Raw genomic sequence first — 19,465 nt, 5'->3', positions numbered from 1 at the left:
TCAGGCTCCGGCAGCCGCGGGTGCGGGGGTGGCGGCAGGGACCGGGTCCGTCGCCGGGCGCGCGGCCGCGGCATCCGTCGCCTGCGCGATCGTCGACCCTGCCGGAACGGGCACCGAGGCCGGGGGCTTCGCCGCGAGCATGCGCTCGAGCGCGAGGCGTGCGGGCTCTGCGACGTCGTCCGGGACCGAGATGCGGTTCACGACCCGGCCGGCCACGAGCTCCTCGAGCACCCACGCGAGGTAGCCGGGGTGGATGCGGTACATCGTCGAGCACGGGCAGACGACCGGGTCGAGGCAGAAGATCTCGTGCTCCGGGTGCTCGGCGGCGAGCCGCTGCACGAGATTGATCTCGGTGCCGATCGCGAACGTCGAGCCGGCGGGCGCCGCCTGGATGGCCTTGACGATGAAGTCGGTCGAGCCCGCGGCATCCGCCGCGTCGACGACCGGCATCGGGCACTCGGGGTGCACGATGACCTGCACGCCGGGGTGCTCGGCGCGGGCGCGCTCGATCTGGTCGACCGTGAAGCGCTTGTGCACCGAGCAGAAGCCGTGCCAGAGGATGACGCGGGCGTCGGCGAGCTCGGCCGCGGAGTTGCCTCCGAGGGGCTTCCGCGGGTTCCACATCGGCATCTGCCCGAGCGGCACGCCCATGGCCTTCGCGGTGTTGCGACCGAGGTGCTGGTCGGGGAAGAACAGCACGCGCTGCCCGCGTTCGAAGGCCTGCTCGAGCACGACCCGGGCGTTCGACGAGGTGCAGACGATGCCGCCGTTGCGGCCGACGAATCCCTTCAGGGCCGCCGACGAGTTCATGTAGGTGACCGGGATCACCGGCACGCGACCCGACTCGTCGGTCGCGGCCAGGTCGCCGTAGACCTCCGCGAGCTGCTCCCAGCACTCCTCGACGCCCGACTCGTCGGCCATGTCGGCCATCGAGCAGCCCGCGGCGAGGTTCGGCAGGATCACGGCCTGGTCGGGCCGCGAGAGCATGTCGGCGGTCTCGGCCATGAAGTGCACGCCGCAGAACACGATCGCCTCGGCCTCGGGGCGGGTCATCGCGGCGTTCGCGAGCTGGAACGAGTCGCCCGTGAAGTCGGCGTGCTGCACGACCTCGTCGCGCTGGTAGAAGTGGCCGAGGATCACGACCTTCTCGCCGAGCGTCGCCTTCGCGGCGCGGATGCGGTCGTGCAGCTCGGCGTCGGAGGCCTCGCGGTACTCGGCGGGCAGCGCGCCCTGGCGCGGCGCGCCGGTCGGGATCACGTCGCCCATCGACGAGCCGGGGCCGTACCCGGCGGGGCCGGCGTCGAACTCCCACGGGCCCTTCGCGAGGTCGGGCGCGCAGGTCTCGCCGGCGGCCTTCCCGGTCGTGATGAGCCGGACGGTGCGGTCGACGGATGCCGCGAGGCGGACCTCGCGCTCGGGCGCGGTTGCTGTGGTGCTCATTGCGGTTCCTTGCTGTGCGTTCCGGGCCTGGAGGGGGATGCGGCGACGGATGCCGCGGGCGGCGGCGCCGCGAGCGGCGAGCCCGACGGCGCCGGTGAGGGCGACGCCACGGGCGAGTGGGCGGGATCGAAGCGGTAGAGCGCCGGAGGGCGGTGGCGCGTGCCGGCGAGGCGCTCGCCGGTGTCGATGAGGGTTCCCGACGCCTCGATCGTGCGGCGGAAGTTCGCGGGATCGAGGCGGCGCCGGAGGACGGCCTCGTGCACGCGGCGCAGCTCGGCCATCGTGAAGCGCTCGCCGAGCAGCGCGTGCGCGATGCGCGAGTAGACGAGCTTCGTGCGCAGTCGTCGCAGTGCGTAGTCGATGATCGCGGCGTGGTCGAACGCGAGCTCGGGCAGTGCGTCCTCGTCGAACCAGCGGACGTTCTCGTCGGAGACGGCGCGCTCGACCTCGTCGGAGTGCACGAGCGCCCAGTACACGACGGAGACGACGCGCTCGCCGGGGGAGCGGTCGGGGTCGCCGAACGTGTACAGCTGTTCGAGGTACTTCGGAGCGAGGCCGGTCGTCTCGTGCAGGGTCCGGGCCGCAGCGCCGTCGAGCGCCTCGCTGACGGGCAGCCAGCCGCCCGGGAGCGCCCACCGGCCGAGGCCCGGTTCGCGGAGACGGCGGACGAGGGGGATGCGCAGGCTCGCGGGGCGTTCGCGGTCGTCGGCGACGCCGTCGGCCTGATCGGGGGCGAGGGCGAAGATGACCGTCGAGACGGCCAGGCGCGCGTGCGCGACGTGCTGCGACATCCGCTTCTCCCTCCGGTCGTCGACGACTTAGAGTCACTGTGACGCGAAGTCGATGGAAGCCAGCTTACAGTCACCATGACACGAACGCGAATCGGGTGACGCGCGGACCGCGTCGCACGCGCGACGCGCGTGCGCCGGCGGGCGCACGGACCCGGGCGCCCGCATTGGGTAGACTTCCCCCGACAACCGCATACCGGGCCATCGACGCATCGCGGGAGAGCCGGCCGTTCCCTCACCGGAACCGGACGGCACCGAAGGAGCAAGCCTCCCCGCCAATCTCTCAGGTCGCATCACCGCGATGAGGAGGCCGACTCTGAAAAGCGGATGCCGCAACGGCGGCTTCCCGCCGAAGGTGAAAGCACAGCTCCCCCGGAGCGTCGCGAAGCTCTCAGGCCCATGACAGAGGGGGAGTTCTTCCGCGGCGACCGCCGCGTGATCCGCGCGATCCTGGAGAACTCGTGACCGACGCACCCGGAACCACCGACACCGGCACCACCGAGCGCCGCAGCCCCCTCGACGAGGTGCACCGCGCCGCAGGGGCGTCGTTCACCGACTTCGCCGGCTGGCAGATGCCGGTCCGCTACTCCAGCGACCTCGCCGAGCACCACGCGGTGCGCGAGCACGCCGGGCTCTTCGACCTGTCGCACATGGGCGAGATCGTCGTCGTCGGGCCCGAGGCATCCGATGCCCTCGACTACGCGCTCGCCGGCAAGCTGTCGGCGATCGTCGAAGGCCAGGCGAAGTACTCGCTCCTCCTCGCTCGCGACGGCGGTGTCATCGACGACCTCGTCGTCTACCGCACCGGGCCCGACCGCTACATGGTCGTGGCCAACGCCGCGAACCGCCACGTCGTCGCCGAGGAACTCCGCGCACGCACCGCGCCGTTCGAGGCCGACGTCTTCGACGAGTCCGACGACATCGCACTCGTCGCCCTGCAGGGACCCGACGCGCTCGAGGTGCTCCAGCAGACCCCGGGCTTCGGCATCGCGGGCCCCGGCAACGACGAGGAGGACTTCGTCGCCGCCGTCGCCGAGCTGAAGTACTACCGGGCGATCGCCGCGACCTGGGAGGGCATCCCCGTGCTGGTCGCCCGGACGGGCTACACCGGCGAGGACGGCTTCGAGCTGTACGTCGCCCCCGAGCGCGCGGCGGCGCTGTGGGAGGCGCTGCAGGAGACCGGCGGCCCCCGAGTGGTGCCGTGCGGCCTCGCGAGCCGCGACACGCTCCGCCTCGAGGCGGGAATGCCGCTCTACGGGCACGAGCTCTCGCGCGACATCCTGCCCGTGCAGGCCGGCCTCGGGCGGGTCGTCGCCATGACCAAGGAGGGCGACTTCGTCGGCCGCGCCGCGATCGAGCAGGGCCCCGCCGAGGGCGCTCCGGTGCTCGTCGGCCTGACCGCCGAGGGCCGCCGCGCCCCGCGTGCCGGCTACGCGGTGTTCGACGGCGAGGGCGACGACGCCCGCAAGGTCGGCGAGATCACGTCCGGCGCGCTCTCGCCGACGCTCGGCCACCCGGTCGCGATGGCCTTCGTCGCCCCCGACGTCTCCGACGCCGGCTCACCGCTCTTCGTCGACGTCCGCGGCACGCGAGTCGCGGCATCCGTCACCGCCCTGCCGTTCTACAAGCGCGGCGCCTGACCCACGATCCCTCCGGCGGCGCACCGCCGGGCCCGCACCACACGACCATCACGAGGAGCACTCCATGACCGACCGCAGCGAACTGCAGTACACCGCCGAGCACGAGTGGGTGAAGGTCGACGGCGACACCGTCACCGTCGGCATCACCGACTACGCCGCCCAGAAGCTCGGCGACGTCGTCTACGTCGACCTGCCCGACGCGGGCAGCACCGTCGTCGCCGGAACCGTCGTCGGCGAGATCGAGTCGACGAAGTCGGTCGGCGAGCTGTTCGCCCCGGTCGACGGCGAGGTCGTGGAGTCGAACCAGGCCGTCGTCGACTCGCCCGAGCTCGTCAACAGCGACCCGTTCGGCGACGGATGGCTCCTGAAGCTCACGACCACGTCGCTGCCCGCCCTGCTCAGCCACGACGAGTACCGCGCCCTCACGGGCGAGTAGTCCCATACCGAGGAACACGATGACCAGCAGCACCTCCCCGGCCTTCGACGTCGACGCCTTCGGGCGCCGCCACATCGGCACCACCCCGCACGACCACGAGTGGATGCTCGCCGCGCTCGGCTACGACTCGCTCGACGCGCTCATGGACGCGGCGGTGCCGAGCGCCATCCGCATGCACGAGGTGCTCGACTCGGTCATCCCGGCCGCGGCGACCGAGCGCGAGGCGCTCGCCGAGCTGCGCACGCTCGCCGACGCCAACACGGTGCGCACGTCGATGATCGGACTCGGCTACTCGGGAACCATCACGCCGGCCGTGATCCAGCGGAACGTGCTCGAGAACCCGAGCTGGTACACGGCCTACACCCCGTACCAGCCCGAGATCTCGCAGGGCCGGCTCGAGGCGCTGATCAACTTCCAGACGATGGTCACCGACCTCACGGGTCTCGACACCGCCAACGCGTCGATGCTCGACGAGGGCACCGCGGTCGTCGAGGGCATGCTGCTCGCGCGTCGCGCTTCCAAGTCGAAGTCGAACCGGTTCGTCGTCGACGCCGACGCGCTGCCGCAGACGCACGCGCTGCTCGCATCGCGCGCCGAGGCGGTCGGCATCGAACTCGTCGTGTCCGACCTCGACGAGACGACGGATGTCGCCGCGCTCGGCGAGCACTTCGGCCTCTTCGTGCAGTACCCCGGCGCCTCGGGCCGCGTGTGGAACCCCGCGTCGGTCATCGCCGCGTCGAAGGAGCAGGGCGCGCTCGCGGTCGTCGCGGCCGATCTGCTCGCGATGGCGCTGCTGACGAGCCCGGGCGAACTGGGGGCGGATGTCGCGGTCGGCACCTCGCAGCGCTTCGGCGTGCCGATGGGCTTCGGCGGCCCGCACGCCGGCTACATGGCCGTGCGGAAGGGCCTCGAGCGCCAGCTCCCGGGCCGGCTCGTCGGCGTCTCGCAGGACGCAGCGGGCCACCCCGCCTACCGGCTCAGCCTCCAGGCGCGCGAGCAGCACATCCGCCGTGAGAAGGCGACGTCGAACATCTGCACCGCCCAGGTGCTCCTCGCCGTCATGGCGTCGATGTACGCCGTGTACCACGGGCCGCGAGGCATCCGTCACATCGCGGTGACCACCGCGGCGAAGGCGAAGGCCCTCGCCGACGCGCTCACCGGATTCGGACTCGCCCTGGCCCACGAGGCGTACTTCGACACCATCCGCGTGCACGTGCCGGGGCTCGCCGCCAACGTGGTCACCCGCGGCCGCGAGCTCGGCCTGAACCTCTGGGAGGCCGACGAGGCGACCGTGCACGTCGCCGTCGACGAGACCACGACCGCCGCCGAGCTCTCGCTCGTCGTCGAGGCGTTCGGATTCGATCCGCGCACCGAGGTGCCGGTCGCGCTGCGCGAGCTCCCCGCGAGCCTGCCCGAATCGATGCGGCGGACCTCGCCGTACCTCGAGCACCCGGTGTTCAACACGCACCAGTCCGAGACGCAGATGATGCGGTACCTGAAGACGCTCGCCGACCGCGACTACGCGCTCGACCGCGGCATGATCCCGCTCGGCTCGTGCACCATGAAGCTGAATGCCGCGACCGAGATGCAGGCCGTCACGTGGCCCGAGTTCGCGAATCTGCACCCGTTCGCGCCCGAGGCCGACGTGGTCGGCTCGCTCGGGCTCATCGAGCAGCTCGAGAGCTGGCTCGCCGAGGTCACCGGCTACGACACCGTGTCGCTGCAGCCGAACGCGGGCAGCCAGGGCGAGCTGGCGGGCCTCCTCGCCATCCGCGGCTACCACCTCGCGAACGGCGACGACGAGCGCGACGTCTGCCTCATCCCCTCGAGCGCCCACGGCACGAACGCCGCATCGGCGGTGCTCGCGGGCATGAAGGTGGTCGTCGTCGCGACCGACGAACTCGGCAACGTCGATCTCGACGACCTGCGCGCGAAGATCGCGGCGAACGCCGAGCACATCGCCGCGCTCATGATCACCTACCCGTCGACGCACGGCGTCTACGAGCACGAGGTGAAGGCGATCACGCAGGCCGTGCACGACGCCGGCGGGCAGGTCTACATCGACGGCGCGAACCTCAACGCGCTGCTCGGGTTCGCCCGCTTCGGCGACGTCGGGGGCGACGTGTCGCACCTCAACCTGCACAAGACCTTCTGCATCCCGCACGGCGGCGGCGGCCCGGGCGTCGGCCCGGTCGCGGCGAAGGCGCACCTCGCGCCGTTCCTGCCCGGACACCCCATGGCGCAACGCGCCGACCACGCGGGCGGCGTCACGCACGGCGGCGGACCGGTGTCGGCCGCGCCGTACGGCAGCCCGTCGATCCTGCCGATCTCGTGGGCGTACGTGCGGATGATGGGCGCGGAGGGCCTCAAGCAGGCGACCGCGACCGCGGTGCTCGCGGCGAACTACGTCGCGGCTCGCCTGCGCGACCACTTCCCGGTGCTCTACACGGGCGAGAACGGGCTCGTCGCGCACGAGTGCATCCTCGACCTGCGGCCGCTGACCGCCGAGACCGGCGTGACCGTCGACGACGTCGCCAAGCGCCTCATCGACTACGGTTTCCACGCCCCGACCATGTCGTTCCCGGTCGCGGGCACGCTGATGGTCGAACCGACGGAGTCGGAGGACCTGGCGGAGCTCGACCGGTTCGTCGAGGCGATGATCGCGATCAAGGCCGAGGCCGACGCCGTCGGGCGCGGTGAGTGGCCCGCGGAGGACAACCCGCTCCGCAACGCCCCGCACACCGCCGAGTCGGTCATCGCGGGGGAGTGGACGCACCCCTACTCGCGCGAGCAGGCCGTCTACCCCGTGCACTCGCTCGTGCGCAACAAGTACTGGGCGCCCGTGCGCCGGATCGACCAGGCCTACGGCGACCGCAACCTCGTGTGCGCCTGCCCGCCGATCGAGGCGTTCGCGTAGCGGACGCCTCGATGGGAAGCGCAGCGGCATCGCGCCGAGACGTAGTCGAGGCGTTCGCGTCGGCGCTTCGTCGCGTCGCGGGCGGTCGTCAGGCCGTCCGCGGCGCGACGTGCCGGCCGCGCTCGGCGTAGGGGACCGAGCGGCGCTCGACCGCCGCGGCGCGTCGACGTGCGACCCGCCGTTCCGCCTCGCGGATCTCGGTCTCGTCCGCCGTGAAGCGGTGCTCGGTGCGGCGGCCGGCGAGGCCGCCGGCGTTGACGGCGTGTGCGAGGTCCATGCTTCCTTCTCCCGAGGTCGGACCGGGCGGTCTCCGGCCCGGCATCGACCATGTTCCGCGCGGCCTCGGGTCGCGTCATCCGGGCCGCCCCCTCGACCGCCCCCGGGAGTACACTGAGGATCACTCGCACAATGGGGGTGCGCATGATTCCGATGGATGTCGTGGCCCTGCTCGCCACGCTCGGGTTCGCGGGGCTCATGGTCGGCTGCACGCTCGCCGGTGCACGGGGGTTCGGGCTCGAACAGCGCGCCGGCCTGCTCGACCGGCGGAACCCGCAGCTGGCCGACGCGCTCCGCCGGGCCGAGTCCTTCAGCGATCTCTCGCGCGGCGGGTTCTACGGAGGCGCGGAGCAGTTCTCCGCGGTCTGCACGCCCGGCCGCCGCAGCTGGATCGACGGTGCACTCGTCCGATCCAACGACTCGGACCTCCGCGTCGAGCCGCCAGAGGAGACGCTGCCGCCGATGCCCGCGACCGTGGTCGCGCTCGCCGGGTCGCGCCACGTGGCCGACGCGCCGCGACCGCGGCATCCGTCGACGCTGCCCGTGCGGCCGGACGCACCCGTCGGTCAGTCGGCGGTCGGCGCGAAGAGCCCGGGCCACCAGCCGACCGCGAGCGGGTAGCCGACGAAGCTCACGATGTCGAGCAGCCAGTGCGCGATGACGAGCGGCATCGTGCGGCCCCACCGCGTGTAGGCCCAACCGAAGACGACGCCCATGACGGCGTTGCCGATGAATCCGCCGAATCCCTGGTACAGGTGGTAGCTGCCCCGCAGCAACGCGCTCGAGATGATCGTCGCCCAGGGGCCGACGCCGAGTTCGCGCAGGCGGGTGAAGAGGTAGCCGACCGCGATGAGCTCCTCGGTGAGCGCCGCCTTCAGCGCGGCCAGCACGAGGATCGGGATCGTCCACCAGTACGTGTCGAGCGGCTGCGGAACCACCGCGACGGTGAACCCGAACGCGCGTCCGGCCGCGTACAACGCGAGTCCGGGCACGCCGATGACGGCAGCGAGCAGCAGGCCGGATGCCGCGTCCCGGCCCGGTCGCGTCAGGTCGAAGCCGATGCGGCGGAACGGGCTGCGGCCCGGCTGCCAGAGCAGGTAGAGCACGAGGGCGACCACGGCGAGGCCGAAGACGACGTCGAGGAACTGGTAGGTGAGGTCGAGCCACTCGCGTGCGGACCGCGACTGGTTCAGTGCGGCGCTCTGCTCGCCGAGCGGGCGCTCCGCCGTGAGCCGGGCGATGATCGCCACGATCGAGTACACCGCCGACGCCCCGAGCGAGAGCGCGAGCACGATGGCAACCTCGATGCGGAGACGTCGTGCCGCGGGCATGCGGCAATCCTCGCACGGGCGCTCTTCGCGCAAGAATCGTGCGTCGGCGCCTGCTCATCTGCGCACTGAACCGTCGCAAGATTGCGCCTCGGTAACGGTTCCGCCGTGAAGTTTGTTCGGCGAACACCCGCTTATAGTCTCGATTCACCTACCAGCGCCCCCTGCTCGACCACGAATCGCGCAGTCGTGCGCTCATCTCACAGGAGGAACATTGAAGATCAAGAGAATCGGCGTCGCCGCCATTGCTCTTGCGGCGGCCGGTGCGCTCACGCTCGCCGGTTGCTCGTCCAGCAACGAGCCGGCCGCGCCCGAGGGCGACTCGACCGCGATCATCACGACCAACGGCTCTGAGCCCCAGAACCCGCTGATCCCGACCAACACGAACGAGACCGGTGGAGGCAAGATCCTCGACTCGATCTTCGCCGGCCTGGTCTACTACGACGGCGAGGGCGCTCCGCACAACGACATGGCGGAGTCGATCGAGACCGACGACGCGCAGACGTACACCATCACCATCAAGGACGGCCAGACGTTCACGAACGGCGAGGACGTCACCGCCGAGTCGTTCGTCAAGGCCTGGAACTACGGCGCCGCGCTCGACAACGCGCAGCTCTCGAGCTACTTCTTCGACTCGATCGAGGGCTTCAGCTACGACGAGAACGTCGACGAGCTGTCGGGCCTCGAGGTCGTGGACGACAAGACCTTCACCGTGACCCTGAAGCAGCCGGAGTCCGACTTCCCGCTGCGACTCGGCTACTCGGCGTTCTTCCCGCTGCCCGAGGCGGCGTGGGAGGACCTCGAGGCCTTCGGTGAGAACCCGATCGGCAACGGCCCCTACATGCTCGACGGTGAGGGTGCCTGGAAGCACAACGAGCGCATCGACCTCGTCGTGAACGAGGACTACCAGGGCGACCGCCAGGCCGTCAACGGTGGTCTCTCGATCATCTTCTACGCCACGCAGGACGCGGCCTACGCCGACCTCCAGGGCGGCAACCTCGACGTCCTCGACGCCATCCCGGACAGCGCGCTCTCGACCTTCCAGGACGAGTTCGGCGACCGCTCCGTCACCCAGGGCGCGGCGATCTTCCAGTCGTTCGTCGTTCCGGACCGTCTCGCTCACTTCGGTGGCGAGGAGGGCAAGCTCCGCCGCGCCGCGATCTCGCACGCGATCAACCGCGAAGAGGTCACCGACGTGATCTTCTCGGGCACCCGTACCCCGGCCCACGACTTCACGTCGCCGGTCATCGACGGCTACTCGGAGGACATCCCCGGTAGCGAGGTCCTCGAGTACGACCCGGAGAAGGCCAAGGAGCTGTGGGCCGAAGCCGACGCCATCAGCCCGTGGGAGGGTTCGTTCCAGATCGGCTACAACGCCGACGGCGGCCACCAGGGCTGGGTCGACGCAGTGACCAACCAGATCAAGAACGAGCTCGGCATCGACGCCTCGGGTGCTCCGTACCCGACGTTCGCGGAGTTCCGCACCGCCATCACCGACCGCACCATCCAGACGGGCTTCCGCACCGGTTGGCAGGCCGACTACCCGTCGCTCTCCAACTTCCTCGGACCGATCTACGTGACCGGCGCCGGTTCGAACGACGGTGACTACTCGAACCCCGAGTTCGACGCCCTCATCGACGAAGGCCTCAGCGAGACCGAGGTCGAGGCGGGTATCGAGAAGTTCCAGCAGGCGCAGGAGATCCTCTTCGAGGACCTCCCCGCGATCCCGCTCTGGTACTCCACCGTCAACGGCGCGTGGGGCGAGCAGGTCGAGAACGTCCAGTTCGGCTGGAACTCGGTGCCGCTCTACTACGAGATCACCAAGAGCGAGTAATTCTCGATCAGGGGTTTCAGGGGGTTAGACTCTCTGACGCCCGTGGGGCGGCGGTCCAGTGGATCGCCGCCCCACTCCCACGTATCCGGGGTGCGCCGAGGCGCGTAACATCGTGTGTGCGCACTCCCATAACGGTGAGGTTTCTCCACAACATGTCAACACACGCAGAACGCGGGGCCTGATCCATGGCCGGCTACATCGCGCGCCGACTGCTCCAGGCGATCCCTGTGCTGCTCGGCACCACCTTCCTGATCTACTTCATGGTCTTCGCCATGCCGGGCGACCCCGTCGTCGCCCTCTTCGGCGACAAGACCCCTCCGCCCCAGGTGCTCGAGGCCGTCCGCGAGCGGTACAACCTCGACAAGCCGTTCATCGTCCAGTACCTCCTCTTCCTGGCCGGCATCTTCCAGGGCGACTTCGGCGTCTCGTTCTCCGGCCAGCCGGTGTCCGAGATCCTCGCCGAGACCTTCCCGGTCACCCTTCGACTCGCGATCCTCGCGGTGCTCATCGAGATGGTCTTCGGCATCACGATCGGCCTCATCTCCGGCCTCCGGAAGGGCGGGATCTTCGACGCGAGCTTCCTCGTCGTCAGCCTGATCCTCATCTCGCTGCCGGTGTTCGTGGTCGCCTTCGTGGCGCAGTACGTCTTCGGCATCCAGCTCGGATGGTTCCGGACCACGGTCGGCCCGGGCGCGCCGATCCAGGACCTCATACTCCCAGCCATCGTGCTGGCGACGATCAGCTTCGCCCAGATCGTTCGACTGACAAGGGCGTCGGTCATCGACACGGGAGGCCAGGACTTCGTTCGCACCGCCGCGAGCAAGGGCCTGTCCCGCAACCGCATCGTCCCCGTCCACATCCTCCGCAACTCGCTGATCCCCGTCGTGACCTACCTCGCCGTCGACTTCGGCGTGCTCATGGTCGGCGCGACGGTCACCGAGGGCATCTTCAACGTCCCCGGCGTGGGACGAACCCTGTACCAGGCCATCATCCGCGGCGAGGGACCGACCGTCGTCTCGTTCGTGACCGTCATGGTGCTGATCTACCTCGTCATCAACCTGCTGGTGGATCTGCTGTACGCCGTTCTCGACCCGAGGATCCGCTATGCCAAGTAACACCAGACCCGCTCAGGCGCACTACGTCGCGCCCATCGAGGAGACTCCGCTCGTCGCGATCGACTCGGTCAAGGCCGAGGGCAAGCCGACGAACCTCTGGACCGACGCATGGCGCGACGTGCGCAAGCGGCCGATGTTCTGGATCTCGTCGGCGCTGATCGTGCTCATCGTGATCGTGGCGCTCTTCCCGACCCTCTTCACGAGCGTCGACCCGCGCTACTGCCAGCTCTCCCTGAGCAACCAGGGCCCGGGCGACGGCAGTGTGCTCGGCTACAACCGCCAGGGCTGCGACATCTACTCGCGGATCATCCACGGCACGTCGACCTCGCTGTCGGTCGGCCTCATCGTGACCTTCCTCGTCGCCTCGCTCGGCATCTTCTTCGGTGCGCTCGCGGGCTTCTACGGCGGATGGGTCGACGCGGTGCTCTCGCGCCTCGGCGACATCTTCTTCTCGATCCCCTACATCCTCGCGGCCGTCGTCATCATGTCGGTGCTCTCGCAGTACGCGAGCGTCTGGACGATCTCGCTCGCGATCGGCATCTTCGCGTGGCCGGCCACGGCCCGTGTGCTGAGGGCCGAGATCCTCAGGGTGAAGAACTCCGACTTCGTCATGGCGGCGACCGCCGTCGGCGTCACGCGGCTCCGGATCCTGATCCGCCACGTGCTCCCGAACTCGATCGCACCGGTCATCGTGATCACGACGATCTCGCTCGCCTCGGCGATCGTCGCGGAGGCCACGCTGTCGTTCCTCGGCGTCGGCCTGCCCTCGAGCACCATGTCGTGGGGCAATGACATCAGCCAGGCGCAGGTCGACCTGCGGACGAACCCGCAGACGCTCATCCTGCCGTCCATCGCGCTGTCGGTGACCGTCCTGAGCTTCATCATGCTCGGCGAGGTCGTCCGCGACGCACTCGACCCGAAGGCGAGGGCGCAGCGATGACCTCCACTGTGAACGGAAACGACGTGAAGCACACCACGCCCGATGGCGAGGAGCGCCCGCTCCTCGACATCAAGGACCTCAAGGTCGAGTTCACGACCCAGGAGGGCAAGGTGACGGCGGTCGACGGCGTCAACATCACGCTGTACCGCGGGCAGAGCCTTGCCATCGTGGGCGAGTCCGGTTCGGGCAAGTCGACCACGGCGCACGCGATCATCAACCTGCTGCCCGGCTCCGGCCGGATCGCGGACGGCCAGATCCTCCTCGACGGCCAGGACATCTCGAAGGCGTCGAAGAAGGAGATGGAGTCGATCCGCGGACGCAAGATCGGCTTCGTCCCGCAGGACCCGATGTCGAACCTGAACCCGGTCTGGTCGATCGGGTTCCAGGTCGAGGAGGCCATCAAGGCGAACGGGATCGCGAGCGGCCGCAAGGAGATCCGCGCGCGGGCCATCGAGGTGCTGAAGCAGGCCGGACTGCAGGACGCGGACCGTCGCCTCAAGCAGTTCCCCCACCAGTTCTCCGGCGGCATGCGCCAGCGCGTGCTCATCGGCATGGGCCTTTCGGCAGACCCGCAGCTGCTCATCGCCGACGAGCCGACCTCGGCGCTCGACGTGACGGTGCAGCGCGTCATCCTCGACCACCTCGAGTCGCTGACGCGCGAGCTCGGCACGACCCTGCTGTTCATCACGCACGACCTCGGCCTCGCGGCCGAGCGCGCTGAGCAGCTCGTGGTCATGTACAAGGGTCGGGTCGTCGAGTCCGGTCCCTCGCTCGAGATCCTGCAGAACCCGCAGCACCCGTACACGCAGCGCCTCGTGGCGGCAGCGCCGAGCCTCGCCTCGCGCCGCATCCAGTCGACGGCGCACACCGGCGACGCGACGCAGGAGCACGGCACCGAGCCCGCGACGACGACCGACACGATCGACCTGATCGCGACGGCCGAGGCGCGGGCCGAGGCTCACGAGGCGGCGGCGGCGCACCCTCCGGCGATCGTGGTGGAAGACCTCACCAAGGTCTTCAAGATCCGCGGTTCGGGCGACTTCACCGCCGTCGACAAGGTCTCGTTCGAGATCCCGAAGGGAACCACGACCGCCCTCGTCGGCGAGTCCGGTTCGGGCAAGTCGACCGTCGCGAAGATGCTGCTGAAGCTCGAGGATGCCACGAGCGGCAAGATCCTCGTCGGTGGCAAGGACCTGGCGAAGCTGACCGGCAAGGAGCTCTTCGACCTCCGCAGCCGGATGCAGCCGGTGTTCCAGGACCCGTACGGATCGCTGAATCCGCTGCGCAACATCGGGAACACGATCTCGGAGCCGCTGGTCACGCACGGCGTCGGCGACCGCGCGTCGCGTCGTGCGCGCGTGATGGAGCTCCTCGATCAGGTCTCGCTTCCGCGAACGCTCGTCGGCCGCTACCCGAACGAGCTCTCCGGCGGCCAGCGGCAGCGCATCGCCATCGCCCGTGCGCTCGCGCTGAAGCCCGAGATCGTCGTGCTCGACGAGGCCGTGTCGGCGCTCGACGTGCTGGTGCAGGCGCAGATCCTGCGGCTGCTCGCCGACCTGCAGGCCGAACTCGACCTCACGTACCTCTTCATCACCCACGACCTCGCGGTCGTGCGCGTGATCGCAGACCAGGTCTGCGTGATGCAGAAGGGGCGCATCGTCGAGGCCGCGACGACCGACGAGGTGTTCGAGGACCCGAAGGAGCAGTACACGAAGGATCTCCTCGCGGCGATCCCCGGTGCGAACCTCCAGCTCGGCGCGTAGCTGCCGTCGCTCACGGACGCCCGGTCTCCCTCGCGGAGGCCGGGCGTCCGCCGTTTCCGCCGGACGGGGTAGGCTGGTCTGGCGCGAACCGTGACATCGGCTGCTCGCGCTCCCACCGACTCACATCCAGCGCCTCGGCGCTGCCGATCCGCGCCCCGGAGCCGTACGGCGACCGGAGGCCACGCGAGGACCACACCATGGCGAAGGCCACCCGCAACGATCTGCGCAACGTCGCGATCGTCGCTCACGTCGATCACGGCAAGACCACGCTCGTCGACGCGATGCTGCAGCAGACCAACTCCTTCGAGGCGCACGCGCACGTCGAGGAGCGCGCGATGGACTCGAACGAACTCGAGCGCGAGAAGGGCATCACGATCCTCGCCAAGAACACGGCGATCTCGTACAACGGAGCGCACGCGGGCGGATCCCCGGTCACCATCAACGTCATCGACACCCCCGGCCACGCCGACTTCGGCGGCGAGGTCGAGCGCGGGCTGTCGATGGTCGACGGCGTCGTGCTCCTCGTCGACGCGAGCGAGGGGCCGCTCCCGCAGACGCGCTTCGTGCTCCGCAAGGCGCTCGAGGCCCGCATGCCGGTGATCCTCCTCGTGAACAAGACCGACCGCCCCGACGCCCGCATCGACGAGGTCGTCGCCGAGAGCCAGGATCTCCTCCTCGGCCTCGCCTCCGACCTGGCCGACGACGTGCCCGACCTCGACCTCGACGCGATCCTCGACGTGCCCGTGGTCTATGCCTCGGGCCGCAACGGCGCGGCGAGCCGGACCCAGCCCGAGAACGGCGCGCTGCCCGACAATGACGACCTCGAGCCGCTCTTCGAGGCGATCCTCGAGCACATCCCCGCGCCGACGTACGATGACGAGCACCCCCTCCAGGCCCATGTCACCAACCTCGACGCCTCGCCGTTCCTCGGCCGCCTCGCGCTGCTCCGCGTCTTCCACGGCACGATCAAGAAGGGCCAGACCGTCGCCTGGGTCAAGCACGACGGCACCGTCCAGAACGTGCGCGTGACCGAGCTCTTCCTGACGAAGGCTCTCGACCGGTACCCCGCCGAGAGCGCCGGCCCCGGCGACATCGCGGTGGTCGCGGGCTTCGAGGACATCATGATCGGCGACACGCTGGCCGATCCCGAGGACGTGCGCCCGCTGCCCGTGATCGAGGTCGACGAGCCCGCCATCTCGATGACCATCGGCACCAACACCTCGCCGCTCGTCGGCAAGGTCAAGGGGCACAAGCTCACGGCTCGCATGGTCAAGGACCGCCTCGATCGCGAGCTGGTCGGCAACGTCTCGCTGAAGGTGGTCGACATCGGCCGCCCCGACGCATGGGAGGTGCAGGGTCGTGGCGAGCTCGCGCTGGCGATCCTCGTCGAGCAGATGCGCCGCGAGGGGTACGAGCTCACCGTGGGCAAGCCGCAGGTTGTCACCAGGCAGGTCGACGGCAAGCTGCACGAGCCGTACGAGCACCTCACGATCGACGCCCCCGAGGAGTACCTCGGCGCGATCACCCAGCTCCTGGCCGCCCGCAAGGGCCGCATGGACAACATGTCGAACCACGGCACCGGTTGGGTCCGCATGGAGTTCATCGTGCCGAGCCGCGGTCTGATCGGCTTCCGCACCGAGTTCATGACGACCACGCGCGGAACCGGCATCGCGAACGCGATCTCGCACGGCTACGACGAGTGGGCCGGCCAGATCGTCACTCGGAACAACGGTTCGATCGTCGCCGACCGCGCGGGCGTCGTGACGCCCTTCGCGATCATCGCACTGCAGGAGCGCATGACCTTCTTCGTGAACCCCACCGAGGAGGTCTACGAGGGCATGGTCATCGGTGAGAACTCGCGCAACGACGACATGGACGTCAACATCACGAAGGAGAAGAAGCTCACGAACATGCGTTCGTCGACGGCCGACACCTTCGAGTCGATGACCCCGTCGCGCCAGCTCTCCCTCGAGGAGTGCCTCGAGTTCGCCCGTGAGGACGAGTGCGTCGAGGTCACCCCGACCGCGGTGCGCATCCGCAAGGTCGAACTCGACGCCACGGCGCGCGCGCGGGCCGCGTCGCGCCTGAAGAAGCAGGGCTGACGCCGAGACGGAGGGGGATGCCGCGGAGACCCGGCGGCATCCCCCTCCGACGTCTCTCGGCGGCGCGTTCGACCGCGCACGCGGTGGTGGAGGAACCTCACAGAAACGACCTCGTATGGTTGTCGGGTTCTTCGAAACCCGTGTTTGTCGTTACGCAACCGTTACCTGAGTATCAACTTCCCCCACTTATGAACTTCCCCCAGCCCCAGCATGGCCGTCGTGCGGCCGGACGCCCCCGCTACCGCCGCACCGCCCCCGCAGCCCCCGTCACCCCCGATGTCCCGCAGGAGACCGGGGGCACCGCACGTCGGTCTGGCCGTCGTCGCGCCGCGGCGGCACTGCGCCCCGTCATGACGATCGGCGCCATGACCTTCGCCGGAGGAATGCTGCTCTCCACGAGCGTCCCCGCGCTCGCGGTCACGGCCACCGACACCGAGCCGCGCGCCTCGGTCTACGCGCCCGCCGAGGACACGATCTCGCTCCGCTCGCAGACCCTCGAGGTCGGCTCCGAGGTCGCACTCGAGCCCATCGACGTCGGCGGCTTCGACGTCGAGGCGGCCCCGCCGCCCATCCAGTCGAGCGTCGCCGGTCTGGGCGACGTCTCGCTCGTGCAGGCGGACCGCGTCGTGTGGCCGGTCGACCCCTCACGCACCGCGTCGGGCTTCGGGCCCCGCATCGCGCCCTGCGGCGGCTGCTCGACGTTCCACGACGGCATCGACTTCAACCCGGGCGTCGGTGCGACGATCGGCTCGGTCGCCGACGGCGTCGTGATCACGGCCACCGAGGCAGGCGGCGGCCTCGGCGTCTACGTCGAGGTGCAGCACAACATCGGCGGTGCGGTCATCACGTCGCTCTACGCCCACATGCAGTACGGCTCCCTCGCCGTAGCCCCCGGTCAGCGGGTCACCGCCGGTCAGCCGCTCGGCGCGGTCGGCACGACCGGCCAGTCGACCGGACCGCACCTCCACCTCGAGATGTACGGCGCCGACGGGGTCCGCTTCGACGGCATGTCCTGGCTCAGCACGCACGTCACCGGCTGAGCCCGGCGCCTACCCGCAGCCCGGCGCGCCGCGGCATCCGTCGCCTCAGCGTCCGGCGAAGTCGGGCTCGCGCTTCTCGATGAACGCGGCGACGCCCTCCCGCATGTCGTGGGTGCGGAACGCATCCGCGAATCCGGCGATCTCGAGCCGGGTCGCGGTCTCGGTGGGGGTTCCCGCCGCCTCGACGAGGACGCGCTTGGCGAGGGCGACCGCCGTCCAGGCGTTCGCCGCGACCTCGTCGATCGTCGCGCGCGCGCCGGCGAGGAGCGCCTCGCGGTCGGCGAAGCGCCGTGCGACGAGTCCGGCCGCCTCGGCCGTCTCGGCGTCGATGCGCCGCCCGGTGAAGATGAGCTCCTTCGCGAGCGAGAGCCCGACGGCACGCGGCAGGCGGACCGTGCCGCCGAAGCCCGGGATGAGGCCGAGGCGGACCTCGGGCTGACCGAACGACGACGCATCGGTCGCGTAGACGAGGTCGCACGCGAGCGCGAGCTCGAGCCCGCCGCCAAGGGCGAACCCGTCGACGCACGCGATGACGGGTGCAGGGAAGGCCTCGATCATTGCGGCGACCCGATGTCCGAGACGGGAGGCCTCGGCGCCTTCGTCGGGCGTGAGGGTCGCGAGCGAGCGGATGTCGGCGCCGGCGACGAACGCGCGTCCGCCCTCGCCGACGACGAGGACGCCGCGGACCGCGTCGCCCTCGGAGCGGAGCTCGTCGAACGCGTCGGCGAGCGCGCGGAGCACCTCGGGGGAGAGCGCATTGAGCGCCTTCGGCCGGTCGATCACGACGGTGGCGACGACGCCGTCGCGCTCGATGCGCACGGGTGCGCGGTCCACGTCGGTTCCGGGCTGTTCGGTCATCCTCGATCGTCCTTCCCGCGGCGTCCGGCCGCACCGCCGACCACGCTACGGCATGGCGCCGACGCGTCGCGCCGAGGCCGTCGGCACCGACCCGGCCTCGACGGATAGACTCGCGCCATGCCTCTCATCTCCGGGCGCGCACGCGCCCTGGCCCTCGTGGCGAGCCTCGCGACGGCGGCACTGCTCGCCGGATGCACGGGCACCGTGCAGGAGTCCGTCGAACGCAGCGTCGAGGAGGCGGTCGAGGGCGCGACGGGCGGTCAGGTCGACCTGAGCGGCGAGCTCCCGACCGACTTCCCGACGTCGGTCCCGATCATCGACGGAGATGTCGAGCTCGCCGGCGGTGCGGCGGATGCCGAGGGGTGGGTCGTGGTCCTGAGCTCCGAGGCGACGGACCCGCTGGGCGACGCCCGCGCCGCGAGCGAGGGCGCCGGGTTCCGCGAGGACCCGACGCTGGCACAGGCCGCGGCCGGCGCGGTGTTTACCGACGGCGAGTACCTCGTCATCCTCGCCGGGGAGGGCGGAACGGTGACCTACACCGTGACGCCGGCGCCATGAGCGCCGCCGCCGAGCGCGGCTCGCTCGGATCCCGCATCGGGACGCTCGCGATCGCGTTCGCGGTCGGCGTCGTGTACGGCACCATCGCCACGATCGGGCACCGCCACGCGCTCGAGATCGCCGGGACCTCGATCCCGTGGGGGCTCGTCGCCGGACTCGTCGGCGTCGCCGCCCTGCTCGTCGGCATCCGGCTCGTCGCGGGCGGGCGGGGGGCCGCCACGGCGGCCGCGGTCGGCGTCGTCGCCACCGTGGCCGTGCTCTCGCTGCCCGGTCCCGGCGGATCGGTGCTCGTGGCCGACGGCGTCGTGGGCATGATCTGGGCGATCGGCCCCGCGATCGTTTCGGTATTGGTCGTCGCGTGGCCCTCGCTGCCGTCGCGCGAGGCTCGGCGCGCATAGACTGGCAGTCCAGCATCACCGAAGGGACAGCG

Annotated in this window: 17 protein-coding genes and 2 riboswitches; of the genes, 12 read left to right on the top strand and 5 right to left on the bottom strand. The window is 70.4% G+C overall.

The window, feature by feature from the left end:
* Both nadA and ACIQH8_RS13790 read right to left on the bottom strand, forming a co-directional pair.
* Nucleotides 1-1,440, bottom strand: a complete 1,440-nt coding sequence (gene nadA, locus ACIQH8_RS13795; protein ID WP_400999543.1) for a quinolinate synthase NadA — start codon at nt 1,438-1,440, stop codon at nt 1-3.
* Complete coding sequence (locus ACIQH8_RS13790) at nt 1,437-2,231, bottom strand: NrtR DNA-binding winged helix domain-containing protein (protein WP_400999541.1); 795 nt, start codon at nt 2,229-2,231, stop codon at nt 1,437-1,439. Before ACIQH8_RS13790 ends, nadA begins: the two co-directional genes overlap by 4 nt.
* 202 nt (nt 2,232-2,433) lie before the next feature.
* Nucleotides 2,434-2,537: riboswitch (glycine riboswitch) on the top strand.
* A gap of 1 nt (nt 2,538) precedes the next feature.
* Nucleotides 2,539-2,644, top strand: a riboswitch (glycine riboswitch).
* Between the two features lie 45 nt (nt 2,645-2,689).
* On the opposite strand from ACIQH8_RS13790, the gene gcvT reads away from it, so the two are divergent.
* The 3 genes from gcvT (at nt 2,690) to gcvP (ending at nt 7,221) form a co-directional block, all read left to right on the top strand.
* Complete coding sequence (gcvT, locus tag ACIQH8_RS13785) at nt 2,690-3,868, top strand: glycine cleavage system aminomethyltransferase GcvT (protein ID WP_400999539.1); 1,179 nt, start codon at nt 2,690-2,692, stop codon at nt 3,866-3,868.
* Nucleotides 3,869-3,932: 64 nt separating this feature from the next.
* A complete protein-coding gene (gene gcvH / locus ACIQH8_RS13780) occupies nt 3,933-4,304 on the top strand; it encodes a glycine cleavage system protein GcvH (protein ID WP_400999537.1) in 372 nt (123 codons plus the stop codon).
* Between the two features lie 19 nt (nt 4,305-4,323).
* Nucleotides 4,324-7,221, top strand: a complete 2,898-nt coding sequence (gene gcvP, locus ACIQH8_RS13775) for an aminomethyl-transferring glycine dehydrogenase (RefSeq protein WP_400999535.1) — start codon at nt 4,324-4,326, stop codon at nt 7,219-7,221.
* Nucleotides 7,222-7,309: 88 nt separating this feature from the next.
* Here the strand turns inward: gcvP and ACIQH8_RS13770 are convergent, their stop codons facing one another.
* A complete protein-coding gene (locus ACIQH8_RS13770) occupies nt 7,310-7,498 on the bottom strand; it encodes a hypothetical protein (RefSeq protein ID WP_400999533.1) in 189 nt (62 codons plus the stop codon).
* Nucleotides 7,499-7,641: 143 nt separating this feature from the next.
* On the opposite strand from ACIQH8_RS13770, the gene ACIQH8_RS13765 reads away from it, so the two are divergent.
* Complete coding sequence (locus ACIQH8_RS13765) at nt 7,642-8,118, top strand: hypothetical protein (protein ID WP_400999531.1); 477 nt, start codon at nt 7,642-7,644, stop codon at nt 8,116-8,118.
* On the opposite strand, the gene ACIQH8_RS13760 is transcribed toward ACIQH8_RS13765, so the two are convergent.
* Nucleotides 8,064-8,828, bottom strand: coding sequence for a CPBP family intramembrane glutamic endopeptidase (locus ACIQH8_RS13760; protein ID WP_400999529.1), 765 nt, complete (start codon nt 8,826-8,828; stop codon nt 8,064-8,066). The two genes, ACIQH8_RS13765 and ACIQH8_RS13760, sit on opposite strands and share 55 nt — an antisense overlap.
* Before the next feature lie 211 nt (nt 8,829-9,039).
* On the opposite strand from ACIQH8_RS13760, the gene ACIQH8_RS13755 reads away from it, so the two are divergent.
* From ACIQH8_RS13755 to ACIQH8_RS13730, 6 genes are all read left to right on the top strand, one after another.
* The gene (locus ACIQH8_RS13755; protein ID WP_400999527.1) at nt 9,040-10,659 is read left to right on the top strand and encodes an ABC transporter substrate-binding protein; all 1,620 of its coding nucleotides are present in this window, start codon (nt 9,040-9,042) and stop codon (nt 10,657-10,659) included.
* A 185-nt stretch (nt 10,660-10,844) separates the two neighbouring features.
* A complete protein-coding gene (locus tag ACIQH8_RS13750; RefSeq protein ID WP_400999525.1) occupies nt 10,845-11,774 on the top strand; it encodes an ABC transporter permease in 930 nt (309 codons plus the stop codon).
* Complete coding sequence (locus ACIQH8_RS13745) at nt 11,764-12,714, top strand: ABC transporter permease (RefSeq protein WP_400999524.1); 951 nt, start codon at nt 11,764-11,766, stop codon at nt 12,712-12,714. Before ACIQH8_RS13750 ends, ACIQH8_RS13745 begins: the two co-directional genes overlap by 11 nt.
* Nucleotides 12,711-14,477, top strand: a complete 1,767-nt coding sequence (locus ACIQH8_RS13740) for a dipeptide ABC transporter ATP-binding protein (protein WP_400999523.1) — start codon at nt 12,711-12,713, stop codon at nt 14,475-14,477. Before ACIQH8_RS13745 ends, ACIQH8_RS13740 begins: the two co-directional genes overlap by 4 nt.
* A gap of 197 nt (nt 14,478-14,674) precedes the next feature.
* Nucleotides 14,675-16,579, top strand: a complete 1,905-nt coding sequence (typA, locus tag ACIQH8_RS13735; protein WP_400999521.1) for a translational GTPase TypA — start codon at nt 14,675-14,677, stop codon at nt 16,577-16,579.
* A 365-nt stretch (nt 16,580-16,944) separates the two neighbouring features.
* On the top strand, nt 16,945-17,619 hold the full coding sequence (locus ACIQH8_RS13730; RefSeq protein ID WP_400999519.1) for a M23 family metallopeptidase: 675 nt from the start codon (nt 16,945-16,947) through the stop codon (nt 17,617-17,619).
* A gap of 45 nt (nt 17,620-17,664) precedes the next feature.
* Here the strand turns inward: ACIQH8_RS13730 and ACIQH8_RS13725 are convergent, their stop codons facing one another.
* Nucleotides 17,665-18,477, bottom strand: a complete 813-nt coding sequence (locus tag ACIQH8_RS13725) for an enoyl-CoA hydratase/isomerase family protein (RefSeq protein ID WP_400999517.1) — start codon at nt 18,475-18,477, stop codon at nt 17,665-17,667.
* Nucleotides 18,478-18,594: 117 nt separating this feature from the next.
* Here ACIQH8_RS13725 and ACIQH8_RS13720 point away from each other — a divergent pair, with 117 nt between their 5' ends.
* Both ACIQH8_RS13720 and ACIQH8_RS13715 read left to right on the top strand, forming a co-directional pair.
* The gene (locus tag ACIQH8_RS13720) at nt 18,595-19,035 is read left to right on the top strand and encodes a hypothetical protein (RefSeq protein ID WP_400999515.1); all 441 of its coding nucleotides are present in this window, start codon (nt 18,595-18,597) and stop codon (nt 19,033-19,035) included.
* Nucleotides 19,032-19,433: a histidinol dehydrogenase gene (locus tag ACIQH8_RS13715; RefSeq protein ID WP_400999514.1), complete on the top strand. Its 402-nt coding sequence runs from the start codon at nt 19,032-19,034 to the stop codon at nt 19,431-19,433. Before ACIQH8_RS13720 ends, ACIQH8_RS13715 begins: the two co-directional genes overlap by 4 nt.
* Nucleotides 19,434-19,465 lie beyond the last annotated feature (32 nt).

The organism is Agromyces sp. GXQ0307, from assembly GCF_044769845.1.
Taxonomy (GTDB): Bacteria; Actinomycetota; Actinomycetes; order Actinomycetales; family Microbacteriaceae; genus Agromyces.
This window is presented reverse-complemented; position numbering and strand designations above follow the sequence as displayed.

Coding starts and splice junctions, on each gene's coding strand:
- ACIQH8_RS13725 (WP_400999517.1), bottom strand. CDS start 18,477: ATGACCGAACAGCCCGGAACCGACGTGGACCGCGCACCCGTGCGCATC.
- ACIQH8_RS13770 (WP_400999533.1), bottom strand. CDS start 7,498: ATGGACCTCGCACACGCCGTCAACGCCGGCGGCCTCGCCGGCCGCCGC.
- ACIQH8_RS13760 (WP_400999529.1), bottom strand. CDS start 8,828: ATGCCCGCGGCACGACGTCTCCGCATCGAGGTTGCCATCGTGCTCGCG.
- ACIQH8_RS13750 (WP_400999525.1), top strand. CDS start 10,845: ATGGCCGGCTACATCGCGCGCCGACTGCTCCAGGCGATCCCTGTGCTG.
- ACIQH8_RS13740 (WP_400999523.1), top strand. CDS start 12,711: ATGACCTCCACTGTGAACGGAAACGACGTGAAGCACACCACGCCCGAT.
- ACIQH8_RS13790 (WP_400999541.1), bottom strand. CDS start 2,231: ATGTCGCAGCACGTCGCGCACGCGCGCCTGGCCGTCTCGACGGTCATC.
- ACIQH8_RS13715 (WP_400999514.1), top strand. CDS start 19,032: ATGAGCGCCGCCGCCGAGCGCGGCTCGCTCGGATCCCGCATCGGGACG.
- ACIQH8_RS13730 (WP_400999519.1), top strand. CDS start 16,945: ATGACCTTCGCCGGAGGAATGCTGCTCTCCACGAGCGTCCCCGCGCTC.
- typA (WP_400999521.1), top strand. CDS start 14,675: ATGGCGAAGGCCACCCGCAACGATCTGCGCAACGTCGCGATCGTCGCT.
- ACIQH8_RS13765 (WP_400999531.1), top strand. CDS start 7,642: ATGATTCCGATGGATGTCGTGGCCCTGCTCGCCACGCTCGGGTTCGCG.
- ACIQH8_RS13720 (WP_400999515.1), top strand. CDS start 18,595: ATGCCTCTCATCTCCGGGCGCGCACGCGCCCTGGCCCTCGTGGCGAGC.
- gcvH (WP_400999537.1), top strand. CDS start 3,933: ATGACCGACCGCAGCGAACTGCAGTACACCGCCGAGCACGAGTGGGTG.
- gcvP (WP_400999535.1), top strand. CDS start 4,324: ATGACCAGCAGCACCTCCCCGGCCTTCGACGTCGACGCCTTCGGGCGC.
- nadA (WP_400999543.1), bottom strand. CDS start 1,440: ATGAGCACCACAGCAACCGCGCCCGAGCGCGAGGTCCGCCTCGCGGCA.
- ACIQH8_RS13745 (WP_400999524.1), top strand. CDS start 11,764: ATGCCAAGTAACACCAGACCCGCTCAGGCGCACTACGTCGCGCCCATC.